This is a genomic window from Paenibacillus sp. FSL R5-0341, assembly GCF_037975235.1.
GTDB classification, from domain to species: domain Bacteria; phylum Bacillota; class Bacilli; order Paenibacillales; family Paenibacillaceae; genus Paenibacillus; species Paenibacillus amylolyticus_A.
The window spans coordinates 5,530,102-5,546,666 of sequence record NZ_CP150241.1 but is presented as its reverse complement, the minus strand read 5'-3'; the positions used below and the strand labels follow the sequence as shown (position 1 = coordinate 5,546,666).

The 16,565-nt window shown below is 47.1% G+C and carries 14 protein-coding genes; 13 read left to right on the top strand and 1 reads right to left on the bottom strand.

All coding sequences use genetic code 11. From position 1 onward, the window contains the following. Window positions 1-172 precede the first annotated feature (172 nt). The 12 genes from MKX75_RS24955 (at window position 173) to MKX75_RS24900 (ending at window position 14,048) form a co-directional block, all read left to right on the top strand. Window positions 173-2,554 (top strand): glycoside hydrolase N-terminal domain-containing protein, encoded by a 2,382-nt coding sequence (locus tag MKX75_RS24955; RefSeq protein ID WP_339167281.1) that lies wholly within the window; start codon window positions 173-175, stop codon window positions 2,552-2,554. Window positions 2,555-2,570: 16 nt separating this feature from the next. Beyond that, entirely contained in the window at window positions 2,571-3,932 is a 1,362-nt protein-coding gene (locus MKX75_RS24950) for a GH1 family beta-glucosidase (protein ID WP_062836427.1), read from the top strand. 329 nt (window positions 3,933-4,261) lie between these two features. Next, a complete protein-coding gene (locus MKX75_RS24945; RefSeq protein ID WP_076333587.1) occupies window positions 4,262-4,525 on the top strand; it encodes a hypothetical protein in 264 nt (87 codons plus the stop codon). Between the two features lie 318 nt (window positions 4,526-4,843). Continuing rightward, window positions 4,844-5,818, top strand: coding sequence for a ubiquinol oxidase subunit II (gene cyoA / locus MKX75_RS24940; RefSeq protein ID WP_076333586.1), 975 nt, complete (start codon window positions 4,844-4,846; stop codon window positions 5,816-5,818). A 21-nt stretch (window positions 5,819-5,839) separates the two neighbouring features. Next, window positions 5,840-7,810: a cbb3-type cytochrome c oxidase subunit I gene (locus MKX75_RS24935; RefSeq protein WP_076333585.1), complete on the top strand. Its 1,971-nt coding sequence runs from the start codon at window positions 5,840-5,842 to the stop codon at window positions 7,808-7,810. Further along, window positions 7,811-8,431, top strand: coding sequence for a cytochrome o ubiquinol oxidase subunit III (gene cyoC, locus MKX75_RS24930; protein WP_062836430.1), 621 nt, complete (start codon window positions 7,811-7,813; stop codon window positions 8,429-8,431). After that, the gene (cyoD, locus tag MKX75_RS24925) at window positions 8,432-8,761 is read left to right on the top strand and encodes a cytochrome o ubiquinol oxidase subunit IV (protein WP_062836431.1); all 330 of its coding nucleotides are present in this window, start codon (window positions 8,432-8,434) and stop codon (window positions 8,759-8,761) included. A gap of 215 nt (window positions 8,762-8,976) precedes the next feature. Beyond that, window positions 8,977-9,816, top strand: a complete 840-nt coding sequence (gene kduI / locus MKX75_RS24920) for a 5-dehydro-4-deoxy-D-glucuronate isomerase (protein WP_036606918.1) — start codon at window positions 8,977-8,979, stop codon at window positions 9,814-9,816. A gap of 225 nt (window positions 9,817-10,041) precedes the next feature. Next, complete coding sequence (locus MKX75_RS24915; RefSeq protein WP_339170587.1) at window positions 10,042-10,800, top strand: DeoR/GlpR family DNA-binding transcription regulator; 759 nt, start codon at window positions 10,042-10,044, stop codon at window positions 10,798-10,800. A 77-nt stretch (window positions 10,801-10,877) separates the two neighbouring features. After that, window positions 10,878-11,630 (top strand): 2-dehydro-3-deoxy-D-gluconate 5-dehydrogenase KduD, encoded by a 753-nt coding sequence (gene kduD / locus MKX75_RS24910; RefSeq protein WP_339167278.1) that lies wholly within the window; start codon window positions 10,878-10,880, stop codon window positions 11,628-11,630. 26 nt (window positions 11,631-11,656) lie between these two features. Continuing rightward, the gene (locus MKX75_RS24905) at window positions 11,657-12,502 is read left to right on the top strand and encodes a sugar phosphate isomerase/epimerase (protein ID WP_339167277.1); all 846 of its coding nucleotides are present in this window, start codon (window positions 11,657-11,659) and stop codon (window positions 12,500-12,502) included. 238 nt (window positions 12,503-12,740) lie between these two features. Then, entirely contained in the window at window positions 12,741-14,048 is a 1,308-nt protein-coding gene (locus MKX75_RS24900) for a homocysteine synthase (RefSeq protein WP_036606925.1), read from the top strand. A 182-nt stretch (window positions 14,049-14,230) separates the two neighbouring features. Here the strand turns inward: MKX75_RS24900 and MKX75_RS24895 are convergent, their stop codons facing one another. Further along, on the bottom strand, window positions 14,231-14,599 hold the full coding sequence (locus MKX75_RS24895; RefSeq protein WP_339167276.1) for a hypothetical protein: 369 nt from the start codon (window positions 14,597-14,599) through the stop codon (window positions 14,231-14,233). Here MKX75_RS24895 and MKX75_RS24890 point away from each other — a divergent pair. Further along, complete coding sequence (locus MKX75_RS24890) at window positions 14,587-16,482, top strand: heavy metal translocating P-type ATPase (RefSeq protein WP_339167274.1); 1,896 nt, start codon at window positions 14,587-14,589, stop codon at window positions 16,480-16,482. The genes MKX75_RS24895 and MKX75_RS24890 overlap by 13 nt on opposite strands. The last annotated feature ends 83 nt before the right edge of the window (window positions 16,483-16,565 follow it).

Sequence of the window (16,565 nt, the reverse complement as noted above, 5' to 3'; positions counted from 1 at the left end):
TCATGGTTACACAAGGAAAGGCCCTATATAGGGCCTTTTTTTTGTGGATGATGTGATGATTTGCATTGACGCAAATTTTGAAATCACATATAATTTTATTATTGTAAGCACTTACCGAAAACGTTTTATGTATTAAAGAATTCTATAGCTGATTTAGGAACAGGAGCTAATCATGTCCCAACACAACAACCAAACTAAAATCAATCGTCTATGGTATCGAAAACCGGCAAAACGCTGGGAAGAAGCATTGCCTATCGGAAACGGCCGTCTTGGAGGCATGGTGTACGGTGGCGCAGCAGATGAACGAATTCAGCTCAATGAAGATACATTATGGTCAGGATTTCCACGAGATACGATTCAATACAGCAGTCAGCGGTATTTGAAACAGACGCGTGAGTTGATTATGGATGGGCAGTATGGCGAAGCGGAGGATTTGTTGAACCGTGAAATGCTGGGTCGTGATGTGGAGGCCTATCAGCCGATGGGTCACTTTCTACTACACCATGATGGTCTGGATGATCTTTCGTATGATGCATTTGAGCGTGAGCTTGATCTAGAGTCGGGTATTGCCAGCACGGCGTATTCTTGGGAAGGAACTCATTATGTACGTGAAGTATATTCCAGCGCTTCGGATGATCTGATGGTCTGCACATTGAAAGCTGATCAGAAGGGTGCTGTGAATGTAATTGTTACGTTAGACAGTCCCCATCCTTATCAGGTTCAGACTTCGGGAGATGCACTCACCATGTTCAGCCGGTGCCCAAGTCATGTGGAGTCCAATTACTTCAGGGATCACCCTGAATCCGTTATCTATGAAGAGGATCGGGGAACCGCGTATGCTGTGCGTGTGGCAGTTACGGCAACAGGAGAGCAGGCGAAGGTCTCCAAGCTGGAAGGCAAGCTACATATTCAGGGTGCTGATCAGGTTGTTTTCTATCTGGCAGCAGCTACGTCCTTTGAAAGTTACAATGTGTTGCCTGTAAAGGACAACCTGGTGCTGGAAAAGGAATGCATGGATACGATCTCCAAAGGGATCGCACATGGTGCGGAATCGCTTCGTGACCGACATGTAGAAGATCATAACGCTCTGTTTAACAGAGTCTCTATTGATCTAGGTGTATCGGCTAACGCCGAATTGCCTACGGATGAGCGGCTGCAGGCTTATCAGGCAGGGGAACAAGACCCTGGGCTGGAGGCACTCTATTTTCAATATGGAAGATATCTGTTAATGGCGAGTTCGCGTCCGGGCAGCCAGCCTGCCAATTTGCAGGGAATCTGGAACCATCAGGTAGAGCCGCCATGGCACAGTGATTACACGATCAATATCAACACCGAAATGAACTACTGGCCGGCAGAAGTCTGCAATCTCAGTGAATGTCATGAGCCGCTATTTGATATGCTGACAGATCTCAGTGATACAGGGCGTAGAACGGCGCGAATTCTCTACGGAGCCCGTGGATGGACCGCGCATCATAACGTGGATATCTGGAGAACCACGACACCAACAGGCGGTGATGCAAGCTGGGCATTCTGGCCGATGGGTGGCGTGTGGCTGACCTCGCATCTATGGGAGCATTACCAATTTACCGGTGATCAGCGTTTTCTTGAGGAACGTGCCTATCCCATTATGAAAGAAGCTGCACTCTTCTGTCTCGACTGGCTGGTGGAAGGACCGGATGGTTATCTGGTCACGATTCCATCCACTTCACCAGAGAACAAGTTCCTGACAGACGCTGGAGAGGCGCGCAGTATATCCATGGCTTCAACGATGGATATGACGTTAATTCGTGAACTGTTCAGCCGTTGTATTGAGGCCGCGAAGCAATTGAATCTAGGTGAGTCATTGGCGAGCGAGTGGGGTGAGGCTCTGGAGAAACTCTATCCATTCCGAATTGGAAGCGAAGGACAATTACTGGAGTGGTATAAGGATTTTACCGAATCCGAGCCAGGGCATCGTCACGTCTCTCATCTATATGGACTGTATCCAGGAGAGCAGATTAACCGCATGCATACACCGGAACTTGTGGAAGCTGCACGAGTATCGCTTGAACGCCGTATCGCACAAGGTGGCGGGCATACAGGATGGAGCTGTGCGTGGTTGATCAATCTGTATGCACGACTGCTGGATAAGAACCAGGCACATCAGTTTGTACGCACATTGCTGGCTCGATCTACGCATCCGAATCTGTTTGACGACCATCCGCCTTTCCAGATTGATGGTAACTTTGGAGGCACGGCCGGAATGGCCGAGATGTTGTTGCAGAGCCACTTGAACGAGTTACATTTACTTCCAGCACTGCCTGATCTCTGGACTCAAGGTCGTGTTGAAGGGCTTCGTGCAAGAGGTGGTTATACCGTGGGCATAACGTGGGCGGACAATAAGCTCGCGTCAGCGGTCATCAAGGCAGACCGAAATGATTCGCTGACCATTCGCAGTGCTTATCCGCTGCGTGTGGAAGGACATGAACAAGCTAAGGCAGAACTTACGCCACAGGGCGATTATGTAGTTATTTTAACCATGACCGCAGGACAGACGATCCGCGTGTCATCATGAGACGGAGGAGTAAACCATGACGATTTTTAAATTTCCGCAAGATTTTCGCTGGGGAACAGCAACAGCTTCCTATCAAATAGAAGGAGCGGCACAGGAAGGTGGACGTGGGGTATCCATCTGGGATACGTTTGCGCGCACGCCTGGCAAAGTATATAACGGAGACAATGGTGATGTTGCATGTGACAGTTATCATCGGTATGAGGAAGATATCGAATTGATGAAGAAACTCGGGATTAATACGTACCGGTTTTCCATTGCCTGGCCGCGTATTATTCCTGACGGGGATGGGGAGATCAATCGGGAAGGTCTGGACTTCTACCACCGTTTCGTGGATGCATTGCTGGAGGCTGGAATTGAACCGTTCCTCACGCTGTATCACTGGGATCTTCCGCAAACGCTGGAGGATGACGGAGGTTGGGGCAACCGCAGAACTGTGGATGCTTTTGTGAAATATGCCGAAGTGATCTTCAAAGAATTCTCGGGTAAAATCAACTTCTGGCTGACATTCAACGAACCATGGTGTATCGCGTTCCTGTCAAACCTTCTCGGGATTCATGCGCCAGGAAACAAAGACCTGCAAACGTCAATCAATGTTGCTCATGGATTGCTGGTTGCTCATGGTAAAGCCGTTCAATCCTTCCGTCGCTTGGGTACAACCGGACAGATCGGTATTGCTCCAAACGTATGCTGGGCTGAGCCTTATAGCAAATCTCCTGAGGACCAAGCTGCTTGTGATAGATCAATCGCGCTCAATACCGACTGGTTCCTTGACCCGATCTACAAAGGCTCGTACCCGCAATTTATGGTGGACTGGTTCGCAGAAGCGGGAGCTACGGTGCCAATTCAAGAAGGCGATATGGAGATCATCTCGCAACCGATCGACCTGCTAGGCATTAACTATTACACCATGGGGATCAATCGCTTCAATCCTGAGGCAGGCGCTCTGCAATCGGAAGAAGTTGATATGGGCCTCACCAAAACTGATATTGGTTGGCCAGTGGAGTCACGCGGCTTGTATGAATTCATGCATTATCTGCAAAAGTATGGAAATGTGGATGTGTATATCACGGAGAACGGTGCCTGCATCAATGATGATCTGGAGAATGGCAAAATTAATGATGATCGCCGGATTGCATATTATGAACAGCACTTGGCTCAGATTCACCGCATCATTAATGACGGCATTAACCTGAAAGGGTACATGGCATGGTCACTGATGGATAATTTCGAATGGGCAGAGGGCTATCGTATGCGCTTCGGTCTCGTTCATGTGGATTATCGTTCACTTGTGAGAACGCCGAAGGAGAGCTATTACTGGTATCAGAATGTCATCAAGAATAATTGGTTGGAAACACGGAACGAACATAATCCCCAATAGACTCGGTGGGAGCTTTTAAGGGAAGAGCAAAGAGAAAGACGGTAGCATAGGAGTATTCCGATGTGCCGTCTTTTTTGTGTTTTATTACAGATGAAAACGAGGAGATCATAAAGGTTTGATCAGGTCAAGTGTAGTTCCTGTTATGAAGAGACGGTTTTTGGGTTATAAGAAGTAAGGAAGAAATGAATAATGTATTGTCAACGGGTAAATTTAAAATAAAGTGTCCAAATTGCGAAGAAAATTTGAACATTTGTTGACTAAAAATCATACTGATGTGGTATATTGGTATAAGGAAAGCACTTACAAAAAGGGAAAAGGAAGTGTTTACTATGGCATCGAAGACAGCAATGGTTAGCCAATTGGAGCGCAAAGACAAAAATATGCGGCGCGCCGTCTTGACGATGACAGTTCTGGCATGGGTCGCACTCATTACGGGAGTGATCATGTGTCTGATCAATCTGAATGATTTTAATGATCGTAATCTTGGCTTGATGGTCGGTATTGGATTCCTTGTAGGTAGTGTATTTATCTACGTTATTGCCAAAGCGATAGGCCTCGTTCATACACGCCGGGAAGACGAAGGCGCCGATTGATTATAATCCTGCGTACATTCGTTCATAATAAGACTGGATAAGTACCCGGAATCCAGTCAATAAAGCCCTTTGCGGATTCGTTGACACTGTTCAACGGGACTGCAAAGGGTTTTATTTTGTGACTTGATGTGTAAAGATTACAATAAGCAAATATCAACCATGCAAGCGATTTGTGAGAAAAAATTCACACATTTAAGGTGTAAAATCGACAAATTTGTTAACAAGAACAAAAAAGTTGTTCATTTCTGATATCTTTAGTAGGAAGAGAGTAGTATACTGATTTTTCAGTATGAGCGAATTTAAGGAGAGGGGATCAAAATGAACAAGAAACCTAGGTCGCTAATCCGGATAATCATTCCGGTTGTCCTGACGTTGGTTACAATTGCATTGATTGTCTGGCCAATGCTGGCAGGCGGGCAGTACGTTGTTCTGGATCCGAAGGGGCCAATTGGCGCTTCGCAGAGAGATTTGATTGTCATCTCGACAATTTTGTGTGCTGTCATCATTGTGCCAGTACTCATTTTGTCTGCCGTAATCGTATGGCGTTACCGCGACAAGCCGGATAACAAAGCTGCTTATGAGCCTAACTGGTCTCATAGTACGAAGGCGGAGGCAATCTGGTGGACGGTTCCAATTATCATTATTGGACTGCTTGCCATTGTTACTGTTCGTTACACGTATGATCTGGAGCCTTCGAAGCCGTTGGCTCACGAAAAAGCACCAATTACCATCCAAGTGTCTTCACTGGACTGGAAATGGTTGTTTATGTATCCTGAGCAAGGGATTGCAACGGTCAACACGCTGAATATTCCGGCAGACCGGCCCGTGAAATTTGAACTCACTGCGGATTCACCGATGAATTCATTCTGGATTCCGCAACTTGGAGGACAGATTTATACGATGTCGGGTATGGCGATGACCTTGTATCTGCAGGCAGATCATGAAGGTAAGTACTGGGGTTCAGGCGCTAACTTCACAGGTGAGCATTTTGGAGAAATGCGTTTTGATGTGAATGCTACATCGGACGAAGATTTTGACAAATGGGTAGCTGAAGTGAAACAAAGTTCCCAGGAATTGACCACAGAAGGTTACAATGCACTGGCTGAGCCAGGAACAAGCAATGTTGCTTACTATTCTGCCTTCCCAGAAGGATTGTTCCAAAATATTGTGACCAAGTATGTAGTAAATGGTCAAAGTGCTCACAGTAAGCATGGAACTTCAAGCGAAGCTTCTGGAGCCATTCAAAATGCAACTGATACGTCGAATCAAGACGAGGACAAGAGTGCTAACTAAAGATTCGAAAGGAGGCCCCCAATGTTAGAGGGACTTAAAGAGTTTGCATCGGAGTTTTTCGTAACCGGTGATCCGCTCATTTATGGTGCGATGGTAGCTATCGGAATTACCATGATTACTATTGTAGCGGTGCTAACTTATTTCAAAAAATGGGGCTGGCTCTGGCGTAACTGGTTAACGACTGTCGATCACAAAAAGATCGGTATCATGTATATCATCGCTTCCATTATCATGTTATTCCGTGGTGGTGTGGATGCGCTAATGATGCGCCTTCAGCTGGCTATGCCTAACAATGAATTTCTAAACCCTGAACACTATAATCAAGTCTTCACAACTCACGGTACGATCATGATCTTGTTCATGGCGATGCCATTTATGTTTGGTCTATTTAACGTTATCGTACCACTACAGATCGGAGCAAGAGACGTTGCGTTCCCGTTCCTGAATTCACTCAGCTTCTGGTTGTTCTTCTTGGGCGCAATGCTGTTTAATCTGTCCTTCGTTATCGGTGGTTCACCGGATGCAGGATGGCTGAGTTATCCGCCTCTATCGGAGCTGTCACACAGTCCGGGGGTAGGACAGAACTTCTATATATGGGGTATACAGATATCAGGTATCGGTTCCCTAGCTACGGGTATCAACTTCCTGGTTACCATCATTAAAATGCGTGCGCCAGGCATGAGATGGATGAAATTGCCGATGTTCACATGGTCGGTATTCTCCACTTGTATTATCATCTTGTTTGCTTTCCCAATCTTGACCGTGACACTTGCATTGCTATTCCTCGACAGGTTTGCCGGGGCGCATTTCTTCACACTTGATTTGGGCGGTAACCCAATGATGTATATCAACTTGATCTGGATGTGGGGTCACCCTGAGGTATACATTGTCGTCTTGCCGGCATTCGGTGTGTTCTCCGAGATTGTAAGTACCTTCTCTCGGAAAAAATTGTTTGGTTATAAGTCGATGGTATTCGCAATGTTGATCATCAGCTTCCTGTCCTTCTTCACATGGGCGCATCACTTCTTCACGATGGGTTCCGGAGCAGACGTGAATGCATTCTTCGCCGTAACTACGATGTTGATTGCTATTCCAACAGGGGTTAAGATATTCAACTGGCTGTTTACCATGTATCGAGGAAGGATTCGCATGGCGACTCCGATGATGTGGACACTTGCCTTTATCCCGTGCTTTATTGTCGGGGGTATGACAGGCGTTCTGTTATCCGTTGCTCCTGCTGACTTCCAGTTCCACAACAGTTACTTCTTGATTGCCCACTTCCACCAAGTATTGATCGGTGGCGTTGTCTTCGGTTACTTCGCTGGTCTGTATTACTGGTGGCCTAAAATGTTCGGTTTCCAACTCGAAGAGAAACTGGGCAAATGGGCATTCTGGACTTGGAATATTGGTTTCTATGTCTGCTTCATGCCGCAGTACGCTGTCGGCCTGATGGGTATGACTCGTCGTCTGAGCACATACGGCTGGGATACCGGCTGGTGGGAATTGAACTTCGTATCCACAATCGGGGCATTCCTGATGGGTGTCGGGTTCCTGTTCCAAGTTGCACAAATCGCAGACGGTATTCGCAAATACAAATCACTCAAAGCTCCTGCCGATCCATGGGATGGCCGTACGCTGGAGTGGTCAATTCCTTCACCAGCTCCTGAATACAACTTCGCCGTTACACCGCGCGGAGATGATATTGATGAGTGGTGGGAAGAGAAAGAACGTCGTGCCAAAGGCATCTATCCGCCAGAGCAACCGCTTGAGCCGATTCATATGCCGAAGAACTCTGGAATTCCGTTCATCATGTCTGTTTTCTGGTTCATCGCCGGTTTCGGCTTCGTATTCGGATGGTTGTGGATGGCAATTCTCGGACTCGCTGGCGTAGGGATCTGCATGATCGCCCGTTCATTCTCATACGATACGGATTATTACATTCCGGTCGACGAAATCAAACGTACCGAAGCGTCGTTAAGGGGGTCGGTATAGATGGCTCAAGCAGCCGCTAAGCACGGTGAGAATCATGCACATGGTCACGACCATGGACATCATGATCCACAGGAAATGAAAATTCTCGGATTCTGGTTCTTCCTGATTTCCGACGTTATCCTGTTCTCCGTATTGTTCGCAACCTTCATTGTGTTGCGTGACAATACGGCGGGCGGACCGATTTTGTCTGAATTGATCAAAATGCCTGGCGTTATCGCCGAGACATTTATCTTGCTCACAAGTTCATTTACGAGCGGCCTTGCCGTTCTGGCAATGAATCAGGGTAAAGTAAAACAATTAATCAGTTGGCTGGCTGTTACAGCTGTTCTGGGTGCGAGCTTTATCGCTCTTGAGGTATATGAGTTTATTGAGTTGATTCACGAAGGGTTTAGCTTTACAACGAGTGCTGCTTCTGGCGCATTCTTCACCCTTGTGGGTACTCACGGACTTCACGTATCGCTTGGTCTGATCTGGATGATCGGACTCATGTTCCAACTGAAAAAACGTGGTATTACCGATGTTACTCGCGGTAAAATCAACGTTATCAGCTTGTATTGGCACTTCTTGGACGTCGTATGGATTTTCCTCCTGTCGATCGTCTATCTCATGGGGGTGATGTAGATGTCAGGGCACAACTCACATGATTCCCACGGTCATGAGCAACATGGTTCACTGAAGTCCTATGTCATCGGCTTCATTCTGTCCGTCGTTCTGACAATCATTCCACTTGTGGTGGTTCTCAATGATATGATGGAAAGAACAGGAACACTCATTGTTGTTCTAGGTACAGCAGCACTTCAGTTCGTGGTTCAACTCTTCTTCTTCATGCATATTCGTGAAACAGAAAAACCGCGCTGGAATGTTATGGCTCTTATCTTCGGTTTGCTGATCATGATGACTATCGTGATCGGTTCGATCTGGATCATGCTTAACAACGCTGTTGCACATTAATACGTGAATTAAAGAAGATCTCCCGGTCTGTATTACAGACTGTGGGGATCTTTTTTATTCTCATTTAAGAAATAAATAGTATTAATGATTAATCATATTAATTATTTTGAAAATAAAGGTACACAAAAGATACATAATGAACTAAAATGAACTTATATGAACATTATTCAACATCAATCTCAACCAACTCAAATGACGAAAGGAATGGATTAATAATGGAAAATCGCTATGCTGCACATCCCAATGAAGTGAAAACGTATGATACATCTCGCCTGCGTGAGGAATTTTTGATGGAGCAACTGTTCGCAACTGATGAATTGGTAACGGTATATTCTCATGTGGATCGTTATATTGTGGGAACGGCTGTACCTGAGAGCAAGGACATTACCCTTGAAGTAAACCTGAAGGATATCGGAACAAACTTTTTCCTGGAGCGTCGTGAAATCGGTATTATTAATGTTGGTGGTCACGGAACAGTAACAGCAGATGGACAAGGCTATGAGATTGGAGCAAAGGAATGTCTCTACATCGGTAGAGGTGTGAAGGAAGTTGTGTTCACGAGCAGTGACAAGGCTCAGCCTGCCCAATTCTATTTTGTATCCACACCGGCTCACCACACCTATCCAACAGTAAAAGCAACACAAGAACAAGCTCAGCCGAATCATCTGGGCAGCATCGAAACATCCAATGAGCGTACGATCTATCGATATATTCACCAAGGAGAAGGTGGAATCCAGAGCTGTCAGCTGGTGATGGGCATTACCGAACTCGACAAGGGTAACATGTGGAACACCATGCCTGCACATACCCATAATCGCCGTTCCGAAGTATACTTGTACTGGAACTTGCCTGAAGACGGTGTTGTATTCCACATGATGGGCGAGCCGAACGAAACACGCCATCTGGTTGTGCGCGATCGTCAGGCAATCATCTCGCCAAGCTGGTCCATTCACAGTGGTGTGGGTACGAGCAATTACACCTTCTGTTGGGCGATGGCTGGTGAGAACCAGACGTTCGAAGATATGGACGGCGTAGCGATGAAAGACCTGAAATAATAAATTACAGATGTCTGAGTTAATTGGACAGAGTAGACACTATAACGGAGGGGACAGAAAGAACCTGAAGAAGCGAAGCGTGCGCCTTTATCACCAAATTTCTCCCTTTAAATAAGGGATTAAAGAAAATTTGGGGATAAGAGTGATCGGAAGGTTTTCTGTACCCGGAGTGTACGTGTGAAACTGTTATTCATTTGACTCAGGTAGTATAGGAAGTTGATTATGATGAATCCATTGAAAAGACATGAAAAAATTATGGAGGCTCTGCTGGAGCGCCAGGAAGTAACCGTCAGTGATCTGAGTGAGCTGTTGCAGGTGACGGGGAAGACTGTGCGAGAGGATCTCGACAAGTTGGAGAGTATGGGGCTACTCGTACGTGTCCATGGAGGGGCTATGCTGGCTCAGAATGACCAGTATGGCATCTTGAATAGCCGCGGAGTCACAGAGAAGCATCATCCGGAGAAGACGGAGATTGCTGAACGTGCCCTTGCCTACATTCATCCAGGGGATATCGTTGCCCTTGATGGTGGCAGCACCACGCTGGAGATGGCCAAACGTCTCGACAATCAGCCCATCACGGTAGTGACTAATGATCTGTTCATTATTGCGGAGCTAACCAAGAAGGAGCAGGTGCGACTGGTCGTGCCTGGCGGGGCTCGTGTACGGAATATGCTGGTGGGCGATGATACGGCTGCGTTTATAGCCAGTCTAAACATTCACAAAGCCTTTATATCCACGACAGCCCTTCATCCGGAATTTGGGCTATCGATCTACACGGGAGATCTGGTTCCACTGAAAAAAGCAATGATATCTGCCTCGCAGCAAGTATACGGCGTTGTGGATCATTATAAATTCGGACAATTTGCACTGCGAACTTTCGCCCAGTGTTCGGAACTGGACTACATTATCAGCGATAGTCGTTTGGATGAAGAGACGGCTACCTTATACGAGCAGAGCGGTGTCACAGTGGATTATCAAAGTTAATCTGATTCATTATTCATGGGATTAAAGAACGGACGGATCTATGGATTGCATATCAAAACCATGCGGAGGAATCATTCATGAACCCATTTGATTTAAGCGGACAAGTTGCACTGGTAACAGGTACCTCGGGAGGACTTGGACAAGGGATGGCCATCGGCTTGGCAGAAGCAGGTGCTGATGTGGTGCTGGTCTCTTATTCCAAGCCTGTGGAAACGGCAAGTGCCATTGAAGCACTCGGACGCAAAGCTTATGTGATTGAAGCGGATTTAAGTCGTGAAGATGAGTTGTCGGCTGTGTTCGAACAGGCGCTTGCGTTCCAAGGCAGAATTGACATTCTCGTCAACAATGCCGGAATCATTCGCCGCACACCTGCGGCTGATCATGCAGGGCAGGACTGGCATGATGTAATTGGTCTGAACCTGAACACTGTATTTTTCCTAAGCCAATTGGCTGGTAGACATATGATTGAACGCGGAAGCGGCAAAATCATTAATATTGCATCCATGTTGTCCTATCAAGGCGGGATTAATGTACCGGGCTATACAGCGAGTAAACATGGCGTTGCCGGTTTAACCAAAGCACTCGCTAATGAGTGGGCAGGTAAGGGGATTCAGATTAACGGGATCGCACCTGGTTATATGGAAACCGATAATACAACCCAGATTCGTGCAGATGAGAATCGTTACCGGGATATTACAGCCCGTATTCCTGCTGGACGTTGGGGTACTCCTGAAGATCTGAAAGGACCCGTTGTCTTCCTGGCATCTGCCGCTTCGGATTATCTGAATGGTCATGTGCTGAATGTCGATGGCGGCTGGATGGCACGATAATCGGATTAGCATAAGGAGGCATTGAGATGAAACTTGGTATTCTGGCACATACATTTGGCAAACAGCCTACAGCACAGCTTGCACAGACGATTGCGGATAATGGATTCAATTCCGTACAGCTGGCGCTTGCCAAAGCATTATCAGATGTGGACTCTTCGAATGGCAAGCTGAGTCCCGGGCTGGCGAACGAGATTGGAGATCAATTTGCACAGCGCGGGGTGAAGATTGCGGTACTCGGCTGTTATATTAATCCGATTGACCCTGATCCGGTAACAAGACGTGCGGACATTGAACGATTCAAGGAGCATCTGCGTTATGCCCGGGATTTTGGTTGCAGCATGGTGGCAACGGAGACCGGGGGCTTGGACACCTACCAGGGTACGCATCCGGATGGATATGAAGAGAAGGCATGGAGCGTGCTGAAAGAAACGGTTGAGGAACTGGCTGAGGAAGCAGAGAAGTGGGGCGTTCATGCGGCGATTGAGCCTGTATCCACCCATACCCTTCATACCCATGAACATATGACACGGTTATTTGAAGAGATTCCTTCATCCAATCTGGGGATGCTATTTGACCCGTGTAATCTGATCAAACAGCCACATGCAGCAGATCAAGGGGCTTTCTTGCGTGAGGTGATGGAATCACTGTATCAACGTATGATCGTGATTCATGCCAAGGACGTAGCCTTCGATGCACAGGGAGAGAAGTTCAATCCGGTACCTGGGGCAGGCATACTGGATTACCCGTTATTTTTTGAATTGCTGAAAACGTATAAGCCACATATCGATATTTCACTTGAAGGCGTAACTGCGGAGGAAGCTGTGCCTGCGGCCAAACATTTGCGTGAAGTATGGAGTGCAGTTCGGGTCTAACAAAAGCCTGGATGAGGTATAACATACCGAAGCCAAAGTAGCTGAAAAACCTTTGCGAGGGCAAAGGTTTTTTTGGTACAGAAATCGATAATTTACATATTAAATATTTCTTATCGGAGAAATCGGAAATAATTCTTTTCAAATGCGACATCTTGTGAGAGAATATGGAAAACATACGCCACCATGCCAAGACATCAGGGACTCAGAGAACGTATATACCAAGGGAGGATTCAGATTTATGTCAAACGAACGTGAGCTTTCATTTGAAACATTGGCAATTCATGCAGGCCAGGAGATTGATCCAACCACCAACGCACGAGCTGTGCCCTTGTATCAGACAACTTCTTATGGATTCAAGGACACCGAGCATGCCGCTAATTTGTTTGGTTTGAAAGAGTTTGGCAACATCTATACCCGTCTGATGAATCCAACAACCGACGTGTTTGAGCAACGGATTGCGGCGTTGGAAGGCGGAGCCGGGGCGCTCGCTACAGCTTCCGGCCAGGCAGCCATTACGTTTTCACTTCTGAATATTGCCGGTGCAGGTGATGAGATCGTGTCTTCGGCGAGTTTGTATGGGGGTACGTACAATCTGTTCTCGACGACTTTGCCGAAATTGGGTCTGGACGTAAAATTTGTGGATTCCAGTGATCCTGAGAATTTCCGGGCAGCGATTACGGAGAAAACCAAAGCATTGTATGCCGAAACGATCGGTAATCCGAAGGGGAATGTATTGGATATTGAAGCGGTGGCAGCTATCGCCCATGAACATGGAATTCCTTTGATCGTAGATAATACGTTCCCGAGTCCGTACCTGCTTCGTCCCATCGAGCATGGAGCAGATATTGTCGTTCACTCTGCAACAAAATTTATTGGCGGTCATGGTACATCCATTGGTGGCGTTATCGTGGATAGCGGAAAATTTGACTGGAAAGCAAGTGGCAAGTTTCCTGGATTGACGGAGCCGGACTCCAGTTACAACGGTGTGGTATATACGGAAGCGGTTGGACCGATTGCTTATATTATCAAAGCTCGGGTACAACTCTTACGTGACTTGGGTGCAACGATCTCTCCATTTAACTCCTGGTTGCTGCTGCAAGGACTGGAGACATTGCACCTACGTGTGGAACGTCATAGTAGCAACGCTCTGGCTGTTGCCGAATTCCTTGAGAAACATGAGGATGTGTCGTGGGTAAGTTATGCTGGTCTGCCGAGCCATGGTTCTTACGAGCTTGCACAGAAGTATCTGCCAAGAGGGCAAGGTGCCATTCTGACCTTTGGAATCAAAGGTGGTGCGGACGCGGGTCGCAAATTGATTGAAAGTGTCAAACTCTTCTCTCACCTTGCAAACGTGGGCGACTCCAAGTCTCTAATCATTCACCCGGCAAGCACGACTCATGCGCAGTTGACTGAAGATGAACAGACCGCAGCAGGGGTTAATCCGGAATTGATTCGTCTGTCTGTGGGTACGGAGAACATTCAAGACATTATCTATGATCTGGAGCAAGCCATCAAAGCAAGTCAGGGAGCAAGTGTAGGCGCGTAAAATGGCATTGGGTGGATGTGCGAACAATCACTTAAGCGATAGGCCATAAATAGGTCAAATGAATATCCATAGATGGTTAAAGCCGTTGTCCTCCGGGACAGCGGCTTTTGTCTTGAACAATCATTTATGAGCAAGCATTGAAAAAAGCCCATTTACAAATGTGAATCACAGGCATATACTGATTAAAAGTTGTATTGAGTAAAAACAATTGCATAAGTGCAAAAATGATTATCATTCTCATTCGAGATTATTTCAAAATCATTCTCAAAACCATGCTGCTGCGGGATTCCCGCAGCAGCATGTGTCATTTTTAGGGCATTAACAATGGCTCTCATTCTCAATACAACTTCATTTTTTGTAGCGGAATTCAGCAGACTCGTCATCCGCAAACCTACCATTCGAAAGGAACGTGATTTATATGCAAGCGATACATCAACCTCTACACAGACAGAAACAAGCAGAACAACGCTCATCCCAAACACCCGGCCCCAATCGGGGCAAGAAGCCTGATTTTCGAGCCATGGTGCAGAATAAAGAGATGCAATCAGCATTGGGTAGCGGGCTGTTGATGCTGATTGCCTGGGGAACTGCACCGTATTTTGGTACCTTATCCATCATGCTCTACATTGTGGCGTATGCCGTGGGCGGTTGGACCAAAGCGAAGGAAGGTATCGAGACACTGGTTAAGGACCGTGATCTGGATGTAAATCTGCTGATGATTGCCGCATCCCTTGGGGCAGCAGCCATCGGTTACTGGAATGAAGGCGCGATGCTTATCTTTATTTTTGCACTCAGTGGTGCGTTGGAAAGTTATGCGACAGAGCGCAGTCATAAGGATATCTCATCGTTGCTCGCACTTAAGCCGGAGACTGCACTGCGTATTGAAGATGGACAGATGAATCTCGTGGCTATTGATGATCTGCAGCCGGGTGATCTGCTGTTGGTCAAACCGGGAGAACTGATTCCTGCGGATGGCGTGGTGTACCGGGGGAGTTCTTTTATCAATCAGTCGTCCATTACTGGAGAATCCCTGCCTGTGGACAAAGTTGCGGGGGATGAAGTCTATGCAGGTACGGTAAACGGGGAGGGCGCCTTATACGTAGAGGTTACAAAATCGGCTGAAGGGTCACTGTTTGGCAAAATCATTAAAATGGTGGAAGAAGCGCAGGCAGAAGTGCCGGATTCCCAGCGTTTCATGGAGCGGTTTGAAGGAATTTACGCACGCATTGTTGTAGGGGTGACTTTACTTGTGATTGCAGGAACTCCACTACTGCTTGGCTGGACATGGAATGAGGCATTTTATAAAGCGATGGTATTTCTGGTGGTTGCTTCGCCTTGTGCATTGGTGTCTTCCATCATGCCTGTTATGCTGTCCGCGATGTCCAGCAGTGCCCGCCGTGGCATTCTCTTCAAGGGTGGTGCCCATATGGAGAATATGGCTCGCACGCAGGTCGTGGCTTTTGACAAAACAGGTACATTGACCATGGGCACCCCGCAAGTCACCGATATTATTACGGCTGAACATGTAGATCGTACCCAGCTGTTAGCTGCGGTAGCGGCGATTGAGAACATCTCCATGCACCCCTTGGCTCGTGCCATCGTAGATCAGGCGAACAAGGAGAACATTACACTTCAGGAAGCGGAGCACGTACAGGCTCTAACAGGCTGGGGTATCGAAGGAACTATAAATGGTGTGGTCTGGAGTATTGGCAAAACAGATGTAATGGAATCGATGCAGTCAGAGGAGATGAAAGACAGCAACGTTGATGATCCAGATAAACAGGGTGTTACCCCTGTGAAGGTGTCTTCTGAGTGGGACGATGTACGCTCTCGTCTTGAGGGGGAGGGGAAAACCGTATCCGTTGTTATGGCTGATGGTGAATTAGTCGGGCTGATCGCGATGCGGGTCACGGTACGGCCACAGGCAGCAGCTGCAGTGAAAAAGCTTGAAGTGATGGGTGTAAAAGTTGTCATGTTAACAGGAGACCGAGCCAGATCAGCTTCTGTAATTGCCCGTGAAACAGGAGTAAGTATGGTCTATGCAGATTTGCTGCCTGAAGATAAAGTGAAGCAGGTTCAAGGCCTCCGCAAAAAGTATGGTCCTGTGTTAATGGTAGGGGATGGAGTCAATGATGCACCAGCACTTGCTGCAGCTACTGTGGGTATGGGGATGGGATTGTCGGGTAGCGGAACTGCATTGGAGGTCGCTGATGCGGTACTGATGAACGACAATATTGAAGAGATCGCTTGGGTGATTGGGCAGGCCCGGCGAGCACAGCGCACGGTGAAGCAGAATATGTTTTTTGCCATCACCGTTATTGTGGCCTTAATTGCGGGTAACTTCCTCCAAGACGTTGCATTGCCTCTAGGTGTGGTAGGTCATGAAGGCAGTACAATTCTGGTTATTCTGAATGGGCTTAGGCTGCTGCGGTAATCAGATTTGGAGAGAAAGATGGTTAATTGGTTTCGCTGGTAGTATGCGGCTGGTTGAACGGCTCACGTTTGAACCTAGGGTCA